The 23,521-nt window shown below is 39.4% G+C and carries 9 protein-coding genes; 8 read left to right on the forward strand and 1 reads right to left on the reverse strand.

The genetic code is table 11. The features are described 5' to 3' along the window. The first annotated feature begins 1 nt into the window (after nucleotide 1). From J1N10_RS09575 to J1N10_RS09610, 8 genes are all read left to right on the forward strand, one after another. Nucleotides 2-637, forward strand: a complete 636-nt coding sequence (locus tag J1N10_RS09575) for a hypothetical protein (RefSeq protein ID WP_262326476.1) — start codon at nucleotides 2-4, stop codon at nucleotides 635-637. A 110-nt stretch (nucleotides 638-747) separates the two neighbouring features. Further along, nucleotides 748-4,239 (forward strand): carboxypeptidase-like regulatory domain-containing protein, encoded by a 3,492-nt coding sequence (locus tag J1N10_RS09580; RefSeq protein WP_262326477.1) that lies wholly within the window; start codon nucleotides 748-750, stop codon nucleotides 4,237-4,239. Between the two features lie 27 nt (nucleotides 4,240-4,266). Further along, nucleotides 4,267-5,085 carry a fimbrial biogenesis chaperone gene (locus J1N10_RS09585; RefSeq protein ID WP_262326478.1) on the forward strand — a complete coding sequence of 273 codons (819 nt, stop codon included), beginning with the start codon at nucleotides 4,267-4,269 and terminating at the stop codon, nucleotides 5,083-5,085. A 653-nt stretch (nucleotides 5,086-5,738) separates the two neighbouring features. After that, nucleotides 5,739-6,833: an FAS1-like dehydratase domain-containing protein gene (locus tag J1N10_RS09590; protein ID WP_262326479.1), complete on the forward strand. Its 1,095-nt coding sequence runs from the start codon at nucleotides 5,739-5,741 to the stop codon at nucleotides 6,831-6,833. Nucleotides 6,834-7,181: 348 nt separating this feature from the next. Next, on the forward strand, nucleotides 7,182-9,377 hold the full coding sequence (locus J1N10_RS09595; protein ID WP_262326480.1) for a T9SS type A sorting domain-containing protein: 2,196 nt from the start codon (nucleotides 7,182-7,184) through the stop codon (nucleotides 9,375-9,377). A 258-nt stretch (nucleotides 9,378-9,635) separates the two neighbouring features. Continuing rightward, the gene (locus J1N10_RS09600; protein ID WP_262326481.1) at nucleotides 9,636-15,350 is read left to right on the forward strand and encodes a T9SS type A sorting domain-containing protein; all 5,715 of its coding nucleotides are present in this window, start codon (nucleotides 9,636-9,638) and stop codon (nucleotides 15,348-15,350) included. Nucleotides 15,351-15,862: 512 nt separating this feature from the next. Further along, complete coding sequence (locus tag J1N10_RS09605) at nucleotides 15,863-21,754, forward strand: T9SS type A sorting domain-containing protein (RefSeq protein ID WP_262326482.1); 5,892 nt, start codon at nucleotides 15,863-15,865, stop codon at nucleotides 21,752-21,754. Nucleotides 21,755-22,071: 317 nt separating this feature from the next. Continuing rightward, complete coding sequence (locus J1N10_RS09610) at nucleotides 22,072-22,836, forward strand: DUF6266 family protein (protein WP_262326483.1); 765 nt, start codon at nucleotides 22,072-22,074, stop codon at nucleotides 22,834-22,836. A 136-nt stretch (nucleotides 22,837-22,972) separates the two neighbouring features. Here the strand turns inward: J1N10_RS09610 and J1N10_RS09615 are convergent, their stop codons facing one another. Next, nucleotides 22,973-23,329, reverse strand: coding sequence for a response regulator (locus tag J1N10_RS09615; protein WP_262326484.1), 357 nt, complete (start codon nucleotides 23,327-23,329; stop codon nucleotides 22,973-22,975). Nucleotides 23,330-23,521: the final 192 nt, after the last annotated feature.

A 23,521-nucleotide genomic window follows, 5' to 3' on the forward strand; every position in this document is an offset into this window, starting at 1 on the left:
AATGACGAAAAGAGGGTGCATCACCTTCTTTTCGTTGTATTATAAAATCACTTCATTAATGCCTGGATTGAAGAAACATATTAAGTTGATAATGGTCGTGGCCTGCCTGTTGGGGAACAGTTTTACTCCAAAAGCACAGTCCGTTAACTTTGCCATAAAAACTTCTCCAGCCATTAATTTAGATTTTAATACAGTGCAGAAATATGTTTCTGGTATCACTGTTATGAATGTTTGTGAATTAAATATTGAAGCGGTAGGTACCCAATGGGATTTGTATGTGGGAGCCACCACTACCGTGCCGGGACAATGGGATGTGAATAGTGTCTATTCGGCCACAGGAAGCGTTCCTCCAATCAATATTTTGGAGTTGCAATTTCGCAATGCATCCGGTACTTCGCAGGTGCCTGGATTTTTTCCAATACAAGATATATTAGCTCCTACTTATATCATCGGCTCACCTGTTGCCCCTGACCCGACTATTAACTGTCCGGCGGTTGGAACTAATCAGGCAGGCAATTATCTGGCCTCACCATCGTGCCATAAATTTAACGTGGATATGCGCGTGGTACCAGGTTTTGGTTTGCAGTCCGGCTCTTACAGTTTAAGAATTGACTACATTCTTGTTCAGGATTTATAAATGATACCTAATTAATGATGCGTAACCTGAATAAAAGCTTTTTCACACTGGCCATTTTGTTATTATGTAATTTGGTGGTTCATACTGCGAAGGCACAATCAGGTGTTAGCATGAATTTCTTACAACCTAATTCCGAAATAAAACTATCTGAATTTGCGAGTAATGTGCTTCGCTTGGTCAACAATACCAATCGGCCACAGGAGGTAAAGCTAATGGTTAATCCACCTGCAGGATGGCGTATGCTTGGCAAGTCAGTCAAAAAATATCAACTGGCCGTAAATGATTCGCTGATTGTTCCGGTTCGCCTGCAACCAGCTGGTAATCTACAGGGCGATATGACCTATATCACCAATGTTTTTCTCACTTCACAAGGCTATACTATCGCCAACGCCACCTGGAACATTGAAATAAAAAAGCGATCGGACTGGAGCGCCAACTTATCATCCAACCAGGTCTACTTCTCGCAAAATACAGATTCAACCACCTGTACTTTAAACCTGTTTAACAGTGGTAATGCCGATGAAGCATTAATCGTTAATGCGCTTACCGAGCCGGGCGTATTGATTCAAAACCAACGGGGTGACCTGGTAAAAGAAATACGTTTACCGCTATTGCTAAGAGTCAATCAGGATACCAGCCTAACCTTTAATGTGGCCCGAATAGAAGAAGACGTTCTTCCAACCCAACAGGACGAAGAGGAAGTAAAGCGTTACCGTATCAAGGTTAAAGTGCTGAACGAACGGCAGAAGCACTTGTCGAAAGGCACATGGACAGGCAATATCAATTTCTTAAAGCTATCGGATAGCAGGCAGGTGGAAGAGTCTGTTTTGCCATCGTTTCCTTTAACAGTGGAATGGAATAGCTTTAATATTCTTGAAGATAATACCTATGGTTCATTGGGGCTGTATGGTTACAAGAAACTTAGTAACAGTCGCTATTTTTCCTATTACTACCAGGCCAGCTTTGTTCAAAATCAAATTGACTTTGGAGCTCTGCAAGGCGATTATTTCTACCTGGGCTATTTTACCCCACACTATAATGTGGAAGTGGGTGATATCACCGCCGGTAAAATTGGTAGCTTGCTGGTCGGTTCAGGTATTAAGGGAAGTTATACCTATAAAAACCATCAGGTGGGAGCCATTTATATTGGTAATCCATCGCCTTTTGAAGATCCTTTTTTAACAGGCTATGGGGCCTTTTATACATACAAGAAGAACAAATTAAAGGCCGATGTTTATTATGAATCGACTAATAACACGGTGCACGATATTCAGTCGAACTATGCAACAGTAGATGCTAATTACCGCGTGAATCAGAGTCACACGATACAGCTGGGAGGAGGTTATAGTATTGAAAACTATACAGGAGCAGGTGTTGAGGGTGTTACTGGTTATAGAGCGAAACTGGGTTACTGGGGCTTAGTAAAGAAGTTTACCATTAATTTTAATGGATTGTATCATTCCGAATCGTATGCGCCTCGCCGGGGTGTAATTAATAGTTCAGCAACGGTAGCTTACCCTATAACCGAACGTATCCGTTTACGTGGTGGTGGATCTTTTTTTGAAAATGCGCCATCAGATGTATTATACGATGGCAGTATTCGCGATACGATTTCAACCAGTAGGACTAATTATTTTGTGCAGATGTTGCAGACGGTTAATGGACAGAGTTTTGTGTTGCAGCCCCAATATATTATGTACAAATCCAATGCTCTGAATACCAATACGGCTGGAGCAAGTTTTGAATACCGCACCCGGCTTAATAAACAAACTAGTTTCTTTTCGACTGTTTTTGCAGGTCAGGCTAGTTTTCCAACCTATTCCGATATTGACCCGATTTTTGTTTCAAATATTCGCTTGTCGCTGCGTTATAAGCATTTTAATGCCAATGTGCGTTATTATTATGGCCCGTTTTATTTAAATGAGCAAATTATCTATGTGAATACCTTAGAGAATCCCCAGCGCTTATTTGCCATGGTGAATCACGATTATTGGTTCGCCAGGAACAAGATGCAGCTTAATTTGAATATGAATTACAACTACCGAACAATACAAGGTCGCCATCAGTTGGTGGCACGTCCTGAGTTGTTTTATCATAGCAAAAGTCGTTTCCGCTTTAGCGTATATGCCAATTACCTCTTGTATGCCAATGCTCAATATGAGCGTTCGTCGACAACGGTTAACTATTCACCTATACAGAGCACTGATTTCTTAGTGCCGGCCAGTACATCTAATCGCATTGAATTTGGGTTTGGAATTAAGTTTAATGTGAATGTGCCGGCAGGTGTCGATCGTAATTATCGGGCTACCATGCTGGTGTTTCGCGATTTAAATGGCAACGGTATAAAGGACAGAGGAGAAGAGGGGTATGAAAACATGCTGATTCGGGTGACGCCTGTATCTGAAAACTTTACGGAAGATGATATATTGTTTCAGCAAGAGATATACGAACTCATAACCAATTACAAGGGAGAAGTGGAATATCGTCATTTGCCGAAAGGGAATTACAAGATTGAAACCATCCCGTTGGTTGCCACTGAAGGCTGGTATGGCGGACAGGAGTTTTATAAGTACATTGATGGTAATCAAGTGATAAATATTCCCTTGTCAAGGGGGGCTCGTTTGAGTGGTGGGATTTTTGTGCAACGTGATGTGCACAGTGACGATAAAGCCATTGTGTTGGGAGGCATTCGTGTGACTGCTGTTAATCAGTTGACGGGTGAGTCTTTAAGTTCGCTCACCGACCAATACGGTAATTACAGCATGTATTTGCCCAACGGCGATTACATCATCACCATCAACGAAGGTGCTGTTGGCTCTCGCTACCAGTTTTTGGAAAATAATATTCCCCTCTCGGTAAAAAACAGCGGAGAGAATTATAATGTTGGATTCTTCCTGGTTGAAAAGCAGCGTACCATCAATTTTGGAACAAAGAGAGGCTCAAATGCGATAATGCGTTCAGCAGGTATAAGAGATAACCGAAGTGGCAGCCAGGGTGAAGATGCTGGTTTAATAAGAATTTCTCCGCCTGAAGCTATTGGAAAGGGGCAGGTAGTGCAGTTGTTTGGAGCGGAACGAGAGCGCCTGAAGCTGGATGAATTAGATACTTTACAAAGTGTTGCAGATGTGATGTGTATTGAAACCATAAGTGGTAAATACCTGTATGTAACCAATGGAGTAACGAAGAAAGGAACGGTTAAAAAGTTGCTTAAAAAAATAAAAACACTCGGATATGCGGAGGCCGCTATTGTGAAAGTTGATGATTTGCCAATTGCAAAGGAAGAAGAGCAGGATGCAGCGCCGGTTGAAACAGGTGAAAAGCCCGTTAACTCTAGTAAACGTTTTGAAACGATTTCAACGGAGGCTGATAAAACGTTATTTAGAGTGCAGTTTGAGTCAACAGCCATATTGTATGAGCCATCTGATTTTGAAGAGAGTTTGCCAGGTATTGATGTGATATATACCATTCAGACTGGGGATGTCATATACTATTCGGTTGGTGCTTTTCAAACAGAAAAAGAAGCAAAGAAGTATTTGAAGTCGTTTAAGAAAAAATACAATACAATAGAAGCTGTCATCAGACAGTATGTTGATGAAGAATAATTGGATGTTGGATATAATATTTTAACAATGAAAAATCTTGTTTTTATACTCATGTGTTTAGTGTTGGGTGGCATCACGCAGGTGAATGCTCAGAGTGTTTCTGTTTCGCCGTCGCGTTTGTATTATAAAGAAGCTTTAGGGGGCTATAAAAGTCAGAAAATTCGTGTCACTAATAATGGAAGTAGCACGGAGACGTTTCAGGTTGTATTTAATAATTTTGGGTCGACGGGTAATAAAGGGAAAACACAATTGATTGAAGAAGAAGAATATCAACATGGGTGTTCGCAGTGGTTATCAGCATCGCCGGCCTTTTTTGAACTGGCACCGGGTGTAACACAAGATGTTGAAATTATGCTGCAGGTGCCTAATGTGCCGGAAGCTAACACAGCACGTTGGGCAGTAGCTAATGTCAAGTTATCAAAAGAAAATACAGGTGGACAAAATGGAGCCGAGAATGAAACCGGGATGCAGATTATGCAGACCTTTCAGTTTCTGATTCATATTTTTCAGACACCGCCAAGCGTAACGTATAAAGAGGCGCATATTACCCGATTTGTCCACAATGGTGTTAATGCCAGTAATCAACAAGAGTTACTGATGGAGGTGGAGAATACGGGGGAGACCATTTTAGATTGTGCACCTTATCTGGATGTGGTTAATCTGAAAACCGGAGAATCATCGCGTATTAAATCGCGTGCTTTTACGGTTTTACCACAAGGGAAACGAGAGTTGAAGTTTTATCTGCCTTCAGCATTGGCAAAAGGAAAATACAGCATTTTAGGTGTTGTTGACTATGGTAGTGATACCGATTTGGCCGGTGCTGAATTAGAGATTGAGATTAAGTAAGAGCAATAAAACACTTAATATTGTTAAGAAATTTTACGTCGAACTCGGGTTAACTACATATTGGATAAAAAAAAGTCGAGGTTGGGAGGATTAATCGACAGCCTGGCGTGATAAAAATCAGTGTTAAAAATGATTTCTGTTGAAAATATAACACTCGAAGTGTAAGAGTCTGAGGAGCGGGGTAACTTTTTTATCCCGCTTTTCTTATTATCTCAAAGGATGTTTAGGAAAGTCCTGAAAAATTGAAAGCAGTTATGCTAATTTGCTTTTGCGATTGAAAGTAGTTGGTGAATTTCTTGCTAGTCGCCTTGTTATGAGCACTATTTCTAGCGCTAAAAGCTTTATTTTTGTTGCTTACAACAATGATGCATTAGTTTGCAGAGCTGAAAAAATGTAATGTTTTTCATTGGCCTCAGCTGATGAACCAAAAAGCAAGTTTAGATTGATGGTTAAAAATTGATTCTTGTTTGAACCGCTGTAGGCGGAGAGTTGAATCAATTTCAATCAATCAAACGTAGTTTTTTGAGAGAAGCAGGTGCAGCCTTGATGTTTTTTCCTTAGTTTTTGTCATCAAGAACAAAAAGTAAGTCGGGTTTGGGCGAAGCGCCAAAAAGTATGTTTTTAGAGCAGAATGATGCTCTTAAGTGTTGACTATGCAAGGATTTATAAAGCCAAACAGAAAAGTAAACTATGGCCTCGATATTAATCGAGTATCGATAGGTCAGGAGATTGTCAGTCATTTTAATATAACCGTTGATGAATCGGTTCATAGCTTATGGAGTGGCCTGATGCCGACATCATCGTACCCGGAGAATAGTCGCGAGTTTGCCGGCATCTTAGGGTTTCATGAGTTGTTTTTGCCCTATGGCTTTTTAATGAACCTGACATTAAGTTTAGGTGTTGAGAATTTTGCACACTCAAGCCTTTTACATCTGGAAATTCGTAACGCTTTATATTTAAATCCTGCCTTTGCTGGTGATACCTTCTCTTGCGTGATTAAAATTAAGGATGTAAGCGATACCTCCAATGGTAATTATTCAACGGTTGTTTCTGAGCATGTGTTATCCAATCAGAAAGGTGAGCCTGTTTTTACATTAGAGCGTGTCACCTTGTTTCCGCGCATTAATGTGCTACAGCAATCAGGGGAGACAATGGTTGAACACCTAAAAAATCATCATTTTAAAGAAAAGATACTTGCCCGTGTGCGAGGTATTTCAATTGAAAACAAGATTGATGATTTTAATGCAGGTGATTTGTTGTTACATCCATTTGTTAGGCCAGTAGGTAAAAGTGAAAACTTATTCTGGGCCACCTATTTTAAAAACACGCATCCCATTCACTTTAACTACCAGCGCTACAAACCTGGTGAGATTATTATTTCAGGCGGTATTGTATTATCTATGGTATTAGGTATTTCGGGCCGCGAATTTCGTCAGTTGTTGTTGCCTCAGGTTGATAAAGCCTTTCATGTTGTGCCGGTGGTAGCCGAAGATAGGCTAGGGGCTTTTAGCTACATCAAAAGTAATACGCAGATAATGCCAGGTTTTGAAGAGATTGAAGTACGTACCTTTGGTTTACGTAACGTCGATACAGAGCCCGAGCTTTCGGATGCAGACTTCCCATTGGAACTGTTTAACGGCCTGCAGCGACCTGCCGACGTGGAACGTATTTTAGAGGAAAAGTGCCCGGCACTGAAAGGGAAAATCTGCTGTGTGGCCGATTGGAAAGCATTGAGGAAAGTGGAGTAGAAAATATAATATGAAAGTAAAGCCTGTCAGACGACAGGCTTTTTTATTAGCTGGTATTCGGGAGTGAAAAACTGAACGGATAAGGGAGGAAAGTAGAGAGAAACAATCAATGTTGTTTAAAAAGGAGTCTCAAATTAATAACGCTTAGTGCATAGCCGTTATGTTAATCGAAGGATTTGCGCAGCTTATCAATTTTTTTAGTTCATTAACACAATTAAGTGTTACATTTGTATTGTAAGTGTGTATAAACTAACGTAATGATGTAATAGTAGAGGATGGTGAAACGTTATAAACTACTATACGTACAAATGTTTTTTGGGAAAGAAATAGGTGAATATGAATTACAATATGATTCGAAGAATAAAAGTATTGGTAGCTGTTTTGTTGTTGCAAGTGGGGAGTATTAGTCTTATGGCTGTAAATATCACAACAAGCCAAACTGTTACAGGACCAGTGACTTATAATGAGTTGGTGACAATAGTAGATAATGGTAATCCTAATGATACGGTTACTTATATTGTTGAAGGAGATTTTAGTTGTTTGGAATTGACAGTTCAAGCGAATACAATTATGTATATTAAAGGAGATCTGGTGGTTGGAGCTGTTAATCAAAATAATGTTGACTTTCAGGTTTATGGTACGCTTGTAGTGACTGGAAGTTTGGATGTAAGGGGTAAAAATTCATTGGAGCTTAATATTGAAACTACTGGTATTTTAGTAGTTGGAGGAGCTTATGACTACACAGGTAAGAATGGAGGAGCAGCTGAGGATAATGCAGGACAAATGTATTTAAGTGATCCTGATGACTTTACCGGTTCTGGTAATGGTTCAGGTGATATAGGTGACTTAGTTGAAGCTGGGGTATTGCCAAGCGATATAGTGGAAGACTTTGTAGAAAACGTTGATGAAACTTTATTTACGACAGCTACATGGAATGGAGGAAGTACACAATGGGATATTGATGGTAATTGGACAAATACAGATACACCAACTACAGGTGATAATGTATTTATTGGTGCAGGTGTAGCTTTATATCCGCAGTTTTGTTCAGGTAATGAATATTTTATGTGGGATTTAGATTTGGAGTCTGGAGCTGAATTAGTTATACCAGAAGGTAGTAAAGTAACAATCTTGGGAGATGTTACAATTCCACTTGGAGCAAAACTTACAGTTCAAAACTCAAATGCCAGTCCAACATCGCTAATTGTATATGGTGATGTTGTAGGGAATATTGAGTTCTCTTGGACTTTTGACCCATTACACTGGTTTTTTATAGGACATCCTATTTCAAATCCATCGATGGCCAACTATCGAGCTATCTTAACAGATGAATCTAATCCAAACAATAAGTATGCTTTATACGATTATCAGAATGATGGTACGCTCAACAACCTGGCTTCTGAAGTTGAAACCTATGAGTTTAATCAAGAAGTAGCTTCAGGAGAAAGAATCAAAGGTTATCAATTAAAGGTGTTGAATGCAACAACTATTTCACAAACCGGACTGCCTAATAACCAAGAAAGCTATTCAAAGCAGGTTGTTTATGGCTGGCAGATAATTGCCAACCCTTATCCTGCCTATTATCAAATACCCGTTGGTAGTCTTGATTTTGAAGGAACAGAAAAAACTGTTTATGTATCAGATTCTGACAATAGTTCATCAAAACAGTTTTATACTTTTAATACAGTGAATGGAATTGATGTTCCTGAAGGTTCAGCAGGTAATATAACAGATGGAATTATCGCTCCCGGGCAGGCCTTTTACATTCAAGGTACCAATACGGCGGAATCAATAGTCTTGAGAAAGTCAAATCTGGTGCATGCATCAGGGGTTACACTAAAGTCAGCACCTAAGGAAATAGAAGAAAACCTTCTACGCATAAAGCTATCTAATGAACATGGTTTAACTGATGAAGCAGTTATAGCATTATTCCCGGATGGAGATGTTGCTTTAAATAGTCAGGACTCGAAGCAAATGATGCACAATGGCACCGACTATTCTTACATCTATTCAATGGTAGATGGAGAAAAAACGGTTATTAATGTATTGCCCGAGACACTAGATGCTTATGAACAGCCTTTGGGTATTAAAGCAAAAGAAGGCACGCAGTATTTAAAAATATCAGGTCTTGATAATCTGATAAATGATTATGGAGTCGTTTTATTAGATAAAAAGACAGGTCAGGAGGTTGAAATGACCAGCAGCACAGTATATGAGTTTAAGGCTGATGCAGGTGAAGATCATGAACGTTTTGTGTTGCAATTTAATGTTGCCCATAAAAGTGAAGTGGCTACAGATTTGGATGATGTAGAAGATGATAAGGTGAGAATTTATATACTCGATAGTTCTAAATTAAAGATTGCAAGTGCTTGGGATACACATGAGAAAAAGGTTACTGTTTATACCTTATCAGGTTCAGTAGTTTTGTCAGACAATTATTCGGGACAGGAATATATGAAAGAGCTAAATATCAACACAGGTGTGTATATAGTAAAAGTCACTTGTGGAAATCAATCCTATCAACAAAAAGTACTCATTAAGTAATTAAACTGTCATATAGATTAGATAGAGCCTCCATTTGTGGAGGCTTTTTTTGTTTGTAATACTGAGATTATTCAATGTTGCGCTAAAAAAGACATTAGACATTGGTGCATAATTGGCCTAACTTTAAGGATGTCCAAAATAGTATGAAAGAGAACTTAACTATTGTATCTATTTATTGAATTATACGTATAAAATTTTTAGGATTTGTTTTTGGTGTGGAAACCTTAATTGTTGGTATGTTTTGATAAACCTTGATGTATGAAAAATATTTATGCCTATTTGTTGTTGCTGTCTATACTTTTGATTGATGTAGGGTTTGTGAATGGACAATCAGTTTTATTTGAAGACGACTTTTCCAGTGGTTCAATTAGTGCCGTCAGGTGGCCCGATAATGGTGGATATACATACAGCGCAGGAGAGATCTATGGTAGTGTTGACAGAAATAATCGGACAGAGTATATCGAAACTCAATCAGTTGTCCTGTCACAATATGGGAATGTGCTCATTTACAGAGAAGACCGTACAGATAGAACTGGAAGTACAACATGCACTGTATCTATTACAGATGATAGTGGTGCCACCTATGATGTTCTATTGACTTACGATCAATCCACGATTGATAACACAGGTGCAACTTATAGAACCATCGACCTTAGTAGCTACTCGGGTTCTACCGTGAATATACGTTTCGAGTTAACATATCCTTCTGGGTTTTCAGGTGCCGATAGATATTGGTATCTTGATGATATTAATATAACAGGTTATTCTCTTGAGAACCCCGGTGCTTTTACCATTACCGGTTCATTGACTACTCAATTAGACTTAGGTTGGTCTTTAAATACCTTAGGTGAAGATATTTTATTGGCTTGGTCAACTGATGGTGTATTTGGAGAACCGACCGGAACTTATAGTGTTAATGATCCAATTACAGGAGGAGGAACTGTTTTAGCTATGGGGGCTTCCTCAAGTTATTCACATACAGGTCTGACTGAAGGTCAATCTTATTATTATAAAATATGGTCTTATGATGGTAGTTCTGAGTATTCCATGGGAGCAACTACATCAGGTGTTACTACCAGTAATACAACTTTTGAAGATACCGATTTTGAATCCGGCTTAAACGGTTGGACCGCCTCCTCAGGATGGGATTCGGAAAACTATTGGTACAGAGGAACCGGTACATCATACCGAGGAAGCTACTCTGCATACATATCAGAAGATTTGGGAGTAACGCCTGGTTATAATTCGAGAAGGAGTGATGATTATTCATTAACTAAGTCTATTTCTATACCAGCTTACCAAAGTGTTTCCTTTTCGTTCTTCTTTAAAGCCATGGGAAGAGACGGATTTGCTACAGGAGAGTTATATGTGGATGGTAATCTGGAGAGTGAAGTGGATGAATTCTATGGTTATACAAGTTGGACGGAAAAAGTTGTTGATTTAACACATTATAGTGGTCAGACTGTAGATATAGAATTTAGGTGGAAACAAACCTGGGGAATGGATGGTACCAATCCTGCATTTTGTGTCGATGATATCAGAATGACTGGAAGTAATGTTGCGCGATTAGCGTCTTTTAATGCAAGTGTAATTGGTGTCGATGATGTTGAATTAACATGGGAGCAAAATTCTAGCGCCCATCCTGTTGTTATAGCTTACTCGTCAAATTCAACAATAGGTAACCTGGTTGATGGAGTGAGTTATAGTGTTGGTGATTTATTAGTAGGTGGCGGCGAAATAATTTATGTGGGCAGTGCATTGTCATACACCCATGCTGATGTTTCAGGAGCTGTCGCTTATTATAAAGCCTGGTCGAATAATGGAAGTGATTACTCAACAGGTTTGTCTGCAAGAACCTCACTGCCCGTTACCCTACCATTTACGGAAGATTTCGAAGGTGATGTGGAAGTTTGGAACCTGGGTTTTAATGCCTATACCCAATGGGTAATAGGTAGAGCAGAAGCAAACTCAGGTTCTAAGTCAGCCTATGTGACTGAAGATGGTGGAATAACTTCATCTACTTATAATTTTGCTACCACTTATGATGAACTTACTCTGCCCGTTAACTTAAAAGGATTTCAAACAGCTACCCTTGATTTTGCATGGCAGTTTGGAAATGAGTCGAGTGGAGAATGGGATGCTCAAGGCGATGTTTATATTGACAATAATCAGTTGAATGCCGGAGACCTTGAGCGTACTAGTGCATGGGGCGGCTCAGAAAGTTATTCATTGGACGCTTATTTAGGGAATATATCACTTATTCGCTTTGTAAATAGAACAGGATGGAATGCTTCTGAGACACCCGGTTTTTGTATTGATGATGTTGTAATAGATGGTACCATATATCCTGTTCAGGCTTTTACAGTGGAGAATTATAATACTTTGGCGAATAATTTGTCGTGGACAAAACATGCACAATTGGATGAAGTTATTGTTGCTTATTCTTTCGATGCCGGGGCTTTCGGAGAACCTGTAAAAGGACAAGAATATGTTGAAGGAGATGTTTTTACGGCTGGAGGTACTATTATTTATGCAGGGACAGGTACATCATTTACACATGAACCTCTGCAAACAAACAGAACTTATTATTATAAAATATGGCATAAAAGTGGGTTGATTTATTCTACATCCTTAACTGGTAATGCGACCACGCCTGACAATGTACGTTTTTTTGAGGATTGGGAAAATGATATCACTGGCTGGACCTTGGGTTCTTCAACAACCAATGCCTGGACAAGAGGAACGGCAGAAGCTTTCCAGGGAACACAATCGGCTTATGTATCGTCAGATGGAGGCATGTCTGCCGATTACGATACAGGTGATCCTGCTACAATTTGGTTAGAACATGCTATTGATTTAAGAGATTTTGGTTCCGCTAAACTGGCTTTTTATTATAAGGTAGATGGAAATATCAGTGATTATGGTGCAGTTTATCTGGATGGAGTTCAGGTTGGGAGCAATCTTAATAATCAAACAGTCTGGACAAAATTAGAAATAGATCTAAGTGCCTATATTGATCAAACGCCTACCCTTAGATTTATGTGGGTAAATGCCAGTGGTTCTGCTGAAAATCCGGGGTTGTGTCTGGATAATATTGCTATTACAGGCACCTATGATGAGGATTCTGAAATAAGTGCCGGAGCAGGTGTTGAACCCGATGATATTAGTTCTATAGTTGATACTCAGGCAGAAGAGTTGACTGTGTTGGATTTTGACATAACAGATCTTGGTACGGCAGATACGCGTGCAACGGTTTTTCATCAGATTACCTTTACACAAGGTGATAACAACCAAATTGCTAACTGGACAAATGCCATAGCTGGCGCCAGTTTGTATGGACCTGATTTAGGAGAAAGTACCGGCGTAAAATTAAGTGGAGTTATAAATGCTACCAATATTGTTTTTGAAAGCGATTCAATGATTGTAGTTGAAGATGGAACTATTGAGAATTATGAATTACGTATTTGGTTAAATTCATCACTAGAGTCTACTCTTGATAATCAGTTGTTTGAATTTAGGTTAGATGTCAATGATATGGTAGTTTACGATGGTTCTGGCTTTAAGGATGATTTAACACAAATGGTTGAAAGTGGCGATGCTAAAAATGCCTTGAGGATTATTGCAACGCAATTGCAATTCACTCAGCAACCTTCCGCATACGCTAGTGTTGATCAGGCTTTAGCAACTCAACCTGTTGTTGCCGGAACTGATGAAAATGGGAATGTTGATACTGATTATACAGGTACTATTGTGATTACAAACAGTGGAGGCATTGCTATGACGTATTCCGATCCCGGAGTGGCCTCGGGAGAAGCGATTTATACCGATCTTACTTTTACTGCCAGTGGAGGGCCTGTTACATTAACAGCAACTGATGGTGTACTAACTGACGGCATATCTAATAATGTTTTAATATCTAACTATTGTACAGGTGTTCCATTGACAAATACTAGTTTTATTACTTTAGTTAACCTTAATACAACCATCGACAATTACACTGGTGCAGATGGAGGTTATGGAAACTATTTAGATCAGTCAACCAGTTTGACAAGGAACAACGAGTATACCGTTACTGTTGGCTATGATTTAAGTGGCACTCGAAATATATCTATATGGATTGATTATGATGGAGGTGATGATTTTGATGCTTCGGAACAGGAATTATCTGTGTCAAGGTCGGGTTCAGGAGTTGTTAATGCTACCTTTACTGTGCCATCAGGTGCTGCCCTTGGAGCAACAAGAATGCGGGTAATGGTTACAAATCAAACTATTCCTTCAGATGGTTGCCATCCAGATGGCATAGGAGATGGAGAAGTTGAAGATTATACAATAATATTGACTGATAATAGTTGGCAAGGTCAAAATACTGATTGGACAGCAGATTCTAACTGGAGTAGTGGTTCAGTTCCTAACGGTACATCGGTATATATTCCTGAACATCCACTTTATGGAGATAGGTATCCAATTATTATCAGCTCAGTCTCAATTGGAGATATAGAAATAGCAAATAATGCATCACTGACTATTAAGCCAGGTGCATTAGTGGATGTTGACGGAGATGTTACTGTTAACGGAGATTTTATAATTGAAAATACAAATGCTTCACCGGCATCAGTTATTACCAATACAGCCGCCAGCATTACAGGTGATGTTACCGTTCGCTGGACCTACGATGAATTACATTGGTGGTTTACCGGGCATAGTATTTCAAACCCGACGATTGCTACCTACCAAGGTATCTTAACTGATTTAAGCAACCCTGGTAATAAATATGTGCTTTATGATTATACAGATGCTGGTAGCTTTGTTAACCTGGGCAGCACTGGTACTGAATTTAACCAGGGAGTCACTTCAGGTGAACGGATTCGAGGTTATCAGCTAAAAGTTTTGAATCCATCCACTGTAGTGGAGCACGTGGGTGCTTTAAACAATCAAGTATCCTATTCGAAAGAAGTGCAAAATGGCTGGCAAATAATTGCTAATCCATATCCGGCCTATTACCAGTTGCCTAAAGTAGCTGATGATAGCGGAGATTTTGCAGCGACAGAAGGAACGGTTTATGTGTCCGATTCAGATACCAATGACGATAAGCAATTTTTAACGTATAGTGTATTTACAACCATTGCTGTACCTGAGACTTTTGATGGCGTGATTGCGCCAAATCAAGCATTTTATATTAAGACCAAAGATAGTGAGTATGATTCTGGCAAATTAATTACAATGGATGCAGCTAATCGTACGAATGCAAGCTCAACCCCATCATTAAAGTCAGTTAGTACAACGCCACAGAATCTTCTACGCTTTTATCTAAGTAATGAGCACGGCTTAACTGATGAAGCAGTCATTGCTTTATTTCCTGAAGGTGATTTAGCTTTAAATACTCAGGATTCTAAACAACGTATGTATACGGGAACCAATTACTCATACATCTATTCGATGGTGGAGGGTACTAAAACTGTAATTAATATATTGCCAGAGGATCTAGAGGATTTTCAACAGATATTGGGAATCCAAACAAAGGCAGGAGAGCAGGAATTGAGGATTAGTGGCGTAGATGAATTAGGTGAGCAGTACGAAATTGTATTAGAAGATAAGCGAATGGATACTTTCACCACCATGACCAATGCATCGGTTTACGCATTTACAGCTGAAGAAGGTGTCGACCATGAGCGTTTTGTGTTGCATTTTAAGACATCGAAAACGGAAGTGCCAACCGATATTGATGATATTCATTCAGAAGATGGAGCTGAAGTAAAAGTATATGTGCAAAACGAGTCAAGCTTAAAAGTAACATGCGAATGGGATTTAAGAGATAAAACGATAGAGGTGTTTACCATTAGTGGTTCTTTAATGATGAACGATGAGTTTAGTGGCGAAGTATATGAAGCAGAGTTAAATGTTCAGCCAGGCATATACATTGTTAAGGTGTCGGGTGGTGAGCAGGTTTATCAGCAGAAGGTATTTGTAAAGTGACTTTAGTTGTTTAAAGTATATTTCAAAAGGCTCTCATTTGTGAGGGCCTTTTTATATATTGATATAGAAATAATAAAAAGGATGCTTCTGCTGATACGCGGTCACAGAATTGGGTTCTAAGGCTAATATTACTTATAAAAGTGAATAATAAATTTAATTTAAAGGTTAGATGGAAGTCACACATCTAGCCAACCCATATTTTATATCTCCGTATGTGGATTGTAAATCCGTTGTTTCATAGGGACATAATAGCCTTTTTATCACTGGTATTCGAACTAGTGTTTTATCACTATTAATTCTGGATAAAAAAGAATTACTACATCTATCCATCAGACGTTTGTCACTGGATAGTATTCAATTGTCAAATTTTTGAACTATAAAGTCTGGAAATCGTTATTTTTACGAACTTTTTTAAAATTGCTATACGTGGGGATTTATGGCATTATAACGCATGAATTGGAATAATTTAATCATCCATTTGTGTATTAATCTGGAGTAAAAGGATAAAAAAAATGAGATATTATTACATTGTAGTATTATTACTTCTGTTGGGGGCAGGAGTAAAAGGACAGAATCCATATGCCGATGGAACTGTTATACCGGGAGGAACAAGTATAAATGCAAGATGGTCAATTGCTGCAGGAACATCTGTCAGCACGAACGGTCATTTTACCTCAAGTGCTGATGGAACAGTCAGTGGCGATTTTACTGTTAATGGTAATTATACCCATACTGGTTGGACAAGAGACCGCTTCTTAAGTGGTTCGGTCGTTGAAATATTTGGAAACTTATACGCTAATCAAGAGTTAAGGGTTGCCAATGGAGCTACCCTCATCGTCCATGGCGATTTTTACAATTATGGAGGAGGATCCACCCGGTTAGCAGGGAATATTGTTGTGACAGGTGATGTTTACTTAAACAATACTAGCATTCGAAACACTGGTAATATTGTTGTTGGAGGTAATTTAACAATGTCAGGTGGAAGTAGCTCTTCGGGCGATATTTATGTGCTTGATCCAAGCGCCACCGTCAATGTCCCCGGCTGGATGGGGGTTAATACCGGAGATGAGGAAGATTTTATTAATGATGAATCTGACAATACAGCTCTAAACGATGCCTTGGTAAAGGCAGGCTTAGCTACTAGTGTCGACGAACCGACGAATTTTACCTACACGAACCTGACTGATGTGACAGTAGATTTAAGTTGGACAGCCAATGCAGATGGCGATGATGTGCTCATCACTGTTGCAACAAGTGATCTAACCATTAATCCGGTTGATGCCACTATCTATTCAAATGGCGATAATATTGATGGTGCTACAGTGATATACACGGGTTCTGTGTCGCCTCAGCTTGGGGTTACTATTACAGCTGATGTGGATAACTATTTTGCAATTTGGTCGGTTAATAGTACAGGTGAATATTCCCGGGCGGTAAAACTAACGGTAGATATGCTTTCTTCTTCAACTCCATTTTATGAGGATTTTGAAAATGGAAATGCAAATAGTTGGTCAATCGGTTCTAGCCGTGGTAATACATGGGCCATAGGAGGAGATGAAGCGTATATGGGGGGAAATGCTGCGTATGTGAGTGAAGATGGTGCAACCGCAGGTTACGATGCCAATACTGGTTCAACTGGATGGGTTTCAATGGAGAAGACCATTGATTTATCATCGACTGACTACAGTTCATTTAAAAGTTTAGAACTGTCTTTTTATTGGAAAGGAATATCTGAGCCAGGCTACGATGGCGGTATTGTTTATGAAAATCGTACTAACACATCCTTAACCAGTGACTTGGAGTTAGCCGGTCAGGAAGCCTGGAAAGAAAAAGTAATTGATATAACCGATTATCTAAACACCTCATTTGAGCTTGGTTTTTGGTTTTATTTCGATTGGAGTGTTGGGGAAAATCCTGCACTTTGTATTGATGAGGTGAGGATAACCGGTAGTGAAGTCGCTCGTCCTCAAAGCTTTTCTGGAGCTGCCACGTCCACTTCGCAAGTTGACCTGAATTGGGTGAAGAGTGTAGATAATGATGATGTAATAATCGCCTACTCTACTTTTGGCTCGATAGGCCGGCCCGAGAGCGGCCAGGCTTATACTGCTGGTGATTATTTAAGTGGTGGAGGCCAGGTGATATATGTCGGTTCTGCCAGTTCTTTTGCACATACCGGGAACTTTTCCGATGAAATAAGCTATTCAATCTGGTCGGTCAATAACGATATTTATTCATCTACATTATCAACAACAGTAAAGATACCAGTAGCATTGCCTTTCAGCGAAGGTTTTGAAAGCGATATAAGCGTTTGGGAGTTTAATGGAGGAACCGATAATGAGTGGGTAAGAGGTAAAGCAGAAGCAAGTACGGGTACACAATCAGCTTATATTTCAAATGATTTGGGTATTTCAGCGGGTTATGATAATGGCGTTTATTCAGATACATACCTGGAGTTGGAGGCCGATTTAAGAAATTTCGAAACAATCACGCTTAGCTTCGAATGGAAAGCAAATGGTAACTACAATCAGTCAGGTAGGGTCTATATTGATGGAGTACAACTCAATGGTTCCACAGATACTTATAATACCCGACGCTACTACGATCAAACGAGCTGGCAAAGCGAATCAATAACCTTAGACGGAACAAATGCTAATTACAACGGCATAAAAACAATTCGCTTTAGATGGTATAATAATACAGGTGGATCCTCCCAAAACCCAGGTTTTTGTGTCGATAATTTTAAAATCACGGGTACGATTGCCGACCCCACTTCCTTTTCTGCAACCAACCCAAATGATTTGTTCAATACTTTAAGTTGGGGAAAGAATGCTTATGACGATGAAGTATTAGTGATTTGGTCAAGCGATGGCGTATTTGGGACGCCTGAAGAGGGTGTCATTTATGACGAAGGAGATGTATTACCCGGTGGCGGGACTGTGCTGTTTATTGGCGATTTGTTAAGTTATGAGCACTCACCACTTAATTACGGTTCAGTATATTATTACAAAGCTTTTTCGTCACGAAATGGTATTTATTCAACTGGTATAGAGGCTAGTGCAAATACACCAGCCAAAGTGTCCGTGTTATTTGAAGACTGGGAAGATAACTCAGATGCTTATCCCGAATGGTCATCAAGCTATTCTAATATTGCTTCGGCATCATGGTTGTTAGGAGGAACAAATCTTGTTTCAGGTGGATCTCGTTCTGCTTACATAACAGCTGATGGTTCAACCGCAGGTTATGTTGAAAGTGGAGGAACGTATTGGGCTACATTATCAATAACAGTTGATTTAACCGATTTGCATACGGCCAATTTAACTTTTGACTGGTTGAGCCTGGGAAACCCAACTTATGACTATGGCTCGGTTTTTATAGGTTCTACGCAAATAGGACAAGAGTATTCTGGTGAAGGAACTAACTGGTCGAAGGAATCAATTAATCTGGATGCATTTGTAGGAAGTGTTCAAACGCTTGAATTTCGATGGAACAGTACGGGTTCTGCTTATTATCCACCGGCTTTTTGTATTGATAACATAGAAGTCGGCGGGATTTATGAACCAACATCAACTATTACCAACGGACAGAAATTAGCCACATCAGTTTCTTCAATTGCCAATACATTGGCAGATGCGATAGAAGTATTTTCTTTCGATCTAACCGATAAATCATCGCAGTATTTCGATATTACACGACTTCAGCAATTGCGTATTAGTAAAGGTGCAACCAATACAATTGGTGATTGGAGCGATGCGTTGGCAGGGGCTAGGTTGTTTGGACCAGATATACCAGCAGAAGGGATGGATGGTGTAATAACAAGTTCAGGAATCACGTTCACAGCAAGCGATATGATTCTATTGGAAACGCAGGATGCGCCGGAAACCTATTCTATCAAATTGTGGTTAAACGCCGATTTAAATAGCAATGGTATTAACGATGGTGATAGTTTTGATTTGGCCTTGGAAGGAAGTAATATGGTCACTGGTTTGGGAGATGATTTTATAAAAATTGACATGGTTGAGAGTGGAGCTATCCCTGTTTCGGTAATTGCCACCGAGCTGCGCTTTACTCAACAACCCTCTGCTAATGCAACTATCAATTCTATTTTAGGACAAGTGCCCGAAGTGGCTGCTACTGATGCTAATGGTAATATCGATTTAAATTACTCAACCAACGTAGTAATGACGAATGATGATGGCGCGAGTGGATCAATTGGTATGAGTAATGTAACTGTGTCGCCTGTCAATGGGGTGGCTTCTTTTGCTAATTTAACATTTACAGAAACTGGCGTAGTAACACTTAGCGCTACTTCCGGAAGCTGGACCTCCGATGTTTCTAACCAGGTGACGGTCGGTAATTATTGTCAGCCCGTTAATAATTCATCCGATCGTTATATAACCAATGTCATCATAGAAAGTATTAATAATACCACAGGAGACGATGGTGGATATGCCGAATTTTTGGATCAGGTAACCAGTTTTGCTAAAGGAGAAACCTACAATATTAGTATAGGGGTGAGAAATAACACAGGAACAGGTTATGCTATTGTGTGGGTTGATTGGGATGGTGATGAAAACTTCGATAGTTCCGAAAGCTTTGCAATTGGAAGTACCAGTAATACGGGAAGTCGCGTTTTGATAGGGCAGATTATCGTTCCGCCAGGGGCTTTATCCGGGACTACAAGAATGCGAGTGCGCTTTACGCAAAGTAATAATACATCAACACCATGTAATGCTTTGAATGGAGAAACAGAAGATTATTCAATCGTTGTTGCTTCTGATGGATGGTTAGGACAAAACACAAATTGGAATGTCTCAAGTAACTGGTCCACAGGTTCAGTTCCTGATGGTGCGACTGATATTTATATTCCAGAGCATCCTTATTACAACGATGCTTTCCCAATTATTGATGGAACTGCCAGTATGAATGATTTGGATATTTCGACAAACGCATCACTTACTATTATGAAAGGAAGTTTAGTGACGATAAATGGAGATGTCAATGTTCAGGGAGATTTTATCATTGAAAACACTAATACGCAGCCTACTTCTATTATTACTAATACAGCCGCCAGCATTACAGGCGATGTTACCGTTCGCTGGACCTACGATGAATTACATTGGTGGTTTACTGGGCATAGTATTTCAAACCCGACGATTGCTACCTACCAAGGTATCTTAGCAGATTTAAGCAACACTGGTAATAAATATGTGCTTTATGATTATACAGATGCTGGTAGCTTAGTTAACCTGGGCAGCACTGGTACTGAATTTAACCAGGGAGTCACTTCAGGTGAACGGATTCGGGGTTATCAGCTAAAAGTTTTGAATCCATCCACTGTAGTGGAGCACGTGGGTGCTTTAAACAATCAAGCATCCTATTCGAAAGAAGTGCAAAATGGCTGGCAAATAATTGCTAACCCATATCCGGCCTATTACCAGTTGCCTAAAGTAGCTGATGATAGCGGAGATTTTGCAGCGACAGAAGGAACGGTTTATGTGTCTGATTCTGACTCCAATGACGATAAGCAATTTTTAACGTATAGTGTATTTACAACCATTGCTGTACCTGAGACTTTTGATGGCGTGATTGCGCCAAATCAGGCCTTTTATATCAAAACAAAAGATAGTGAGTATGATTCTGGTAAATTAATTACAATGGATGCAGCTAATCGTACGAATGCAAGCTCAACTCCAACATTAAAGTCAGTAAGTACAACGCCACAGAATCTTCTACGCTTTTATCTAAGTAATGAGCACGGCTTAACTGATGAAGCAGTCATTGCTTTATTCCCTGAAGGAGATGTGGCATTAACAGATATGGATTCTAAACAACGTATGTACTCAGGTACCAACTACTCTTATATCTACTCAATTGTGGACGATACTAAAACAGTGATTAATGTTTTACCTGATGAGCTCAAGGATTATCAGCAAATATTAGGTGTTCAAACTAAAAAGGGAGAACAGCAATTACGCATAAGCGGAATTGATGCCTTAAGTGTCGATTATAATATTGTATTGGAAGACAAAAAAGGTGTTTCAACTACATTGACTAATGACTTTGTTTATAATTTTACGGCTGAAGAAGGTGTCGACCATGAGCGTTTTGTATTGCATTTTAAGACATCGAAAACGGAAGTGCCAACCGATATTGATGATATTTATTCAGAAGATGGAGCTGAAGTAAAAGTATATGTGCAAAATGGATCATTCTTAAAGGTAAGCTGTGGATGGGATATACAGGAAAAGACCGTTGCGGTTTATACAGTTTCTGGTTCTCTGGTGATGAACGATGAGTTTAGTGGCGAAGTATATGAAGCAGAGTTAAATGTTCAGCCAGGCATATACATTGTTAAGGTATCTGGGAGTAATCATCAATTCCAGGAAAAAGTGTTGATAAAGTAATTTGAATCAGATAAGATCAATAGCCCGTTCATGCAAATGAGCGGGCTTTTTTTTGAGTCGTTAACGGATGATATCTTTACTGTTAGAATGCTAATAAAGATGTCATCCGTACAAATTGAGCATTTATATTCATAATATACTAGGAAAAGAGCGTATGTATCAGTCCGGTTCAACTAGCTATCTGCTCCGTGCCAGGTTCGTACCAACAAGTCACTAAACTCAGAGTAAACTCAGAGTAAAGTCATATTAAACTCAGATTAAATTCGACTATAGTTGAGTTTAACTTGACTTTAGTATGTATTAAATATAACTTGAATATGTTTTTAAAGCGAGCCTGGTACCTTGTTGGTAATAAGCTGGTGCGAAATAAGTATAGTGCCTGTTCCTTATGTACCAGCTTGGCTATATCAGGCGTATTAAGATGTTGTAGTTACTTAAGTACTAATGTTAAATCATTATTCCAGACATTTATGGCACAATTTAATATTAACGATGGTTCTTCAGGGAGAGTAGGCAATGTTATCACCTACCAGATGTATGGTAAAAGCTATATGCGCTCACTACCCGGGCAGTATAAAGACAAGAAGTCGGAGAAGCAATTGGTACAACGACAAAAGATGCAGTTGGTCAATGCATTTCTGGGGCCATACAAAGATGTATTAAGAATAACTTTTCAAAAGGAAGCTGTTGGGCGTTCTGCTTTTATGGCTGCTAAATCTTATAACTTGCTAAATGCTATCGGCGGTGTCTATCCTGAGCAATACCTTGATTATACTAATGCGCGGGTGAGCCGGGGCTCTGTGCCACTGCCGGCAGAGGCAAGTGTTGAGCGCACAGAGGATGGCGTATTGTTTAAATGGAACGATAATGGGCTGGGTTATGGCTCGGATACCTTATTGGTTATAGCCGGTTTGCACAGCCAATACGCTACTCGTTATAAACAAACTGGAGGAGAAAGGCGTGATGGATCCTATTTATGGAAAGTTAAGCTGAGTGAAGTTGAGCAATATGATTTTTGGCTGGTATTTCGCGATTACAAAGAAAGAGACTTTAGCAATAGTATGTGGCTGGGACTAAAATAAGTGCGTGGTCTGTTGTCGTAGAGTTATTTATGTCTTGATTAGTTAAGGGGCTGTTAAACTTTAAAAGATTGTACTCCAGAGTTTGTTGACTCCAATTTCTCGATTACCCAGTTTGTCAATTTATCAGTTTTCAACTCTATAACGGCAACACCTTGATGGCCTCTTTAAACTCTTCCAGCACAACTGGTTTTTTCAGAAATGCTTTGGCACCGTAGTATTCGCAGGCACTAATGGTTTCCTCTTGAGAATCACCAGATACAATAACCACTGGAATCCCCATCCACTCTTCTTCCAGGTCTTCCAATATCGAAAAGCCATCTTTATGAGGCATGTGTAAATCCAATAAAACCAAGTCGGGTTGTTCGGCAACGATCTTTTTCCAGCCATCAACACCATCATTGGCTTCCACCACTTCAACGTCATAGTTGCGCAACATACTTTTTAAAATCAGTCGGCTATCTGCCGCATCATCAACAATTAATATCTTCTTCACGATTTAATACATTTTGAGCATGATTAATAGTTAACTAACAAAGCAGTGAAGAAAATGGTTTATTCAAAATCATGATATATGCTTGAAAATTAGATTTATTTCTTCATGAAATCACACTTGTCATGAATGAAAAGATCATCATATGCAGAACGCTGTCTAAATGGGTGGCAAAAATAGGTATGTGCTTTTTCC

Source organism: Carboxylicivirga litoralis, assembly GCF_025499605.1.
Taxonomy (GTDB): Bacteria; Bacteroidota; Bacteroidia; order Bacteroidales; family Marinilabiliaceae; genus Carboxylicivirga; species Carboxylicivirga litoralis.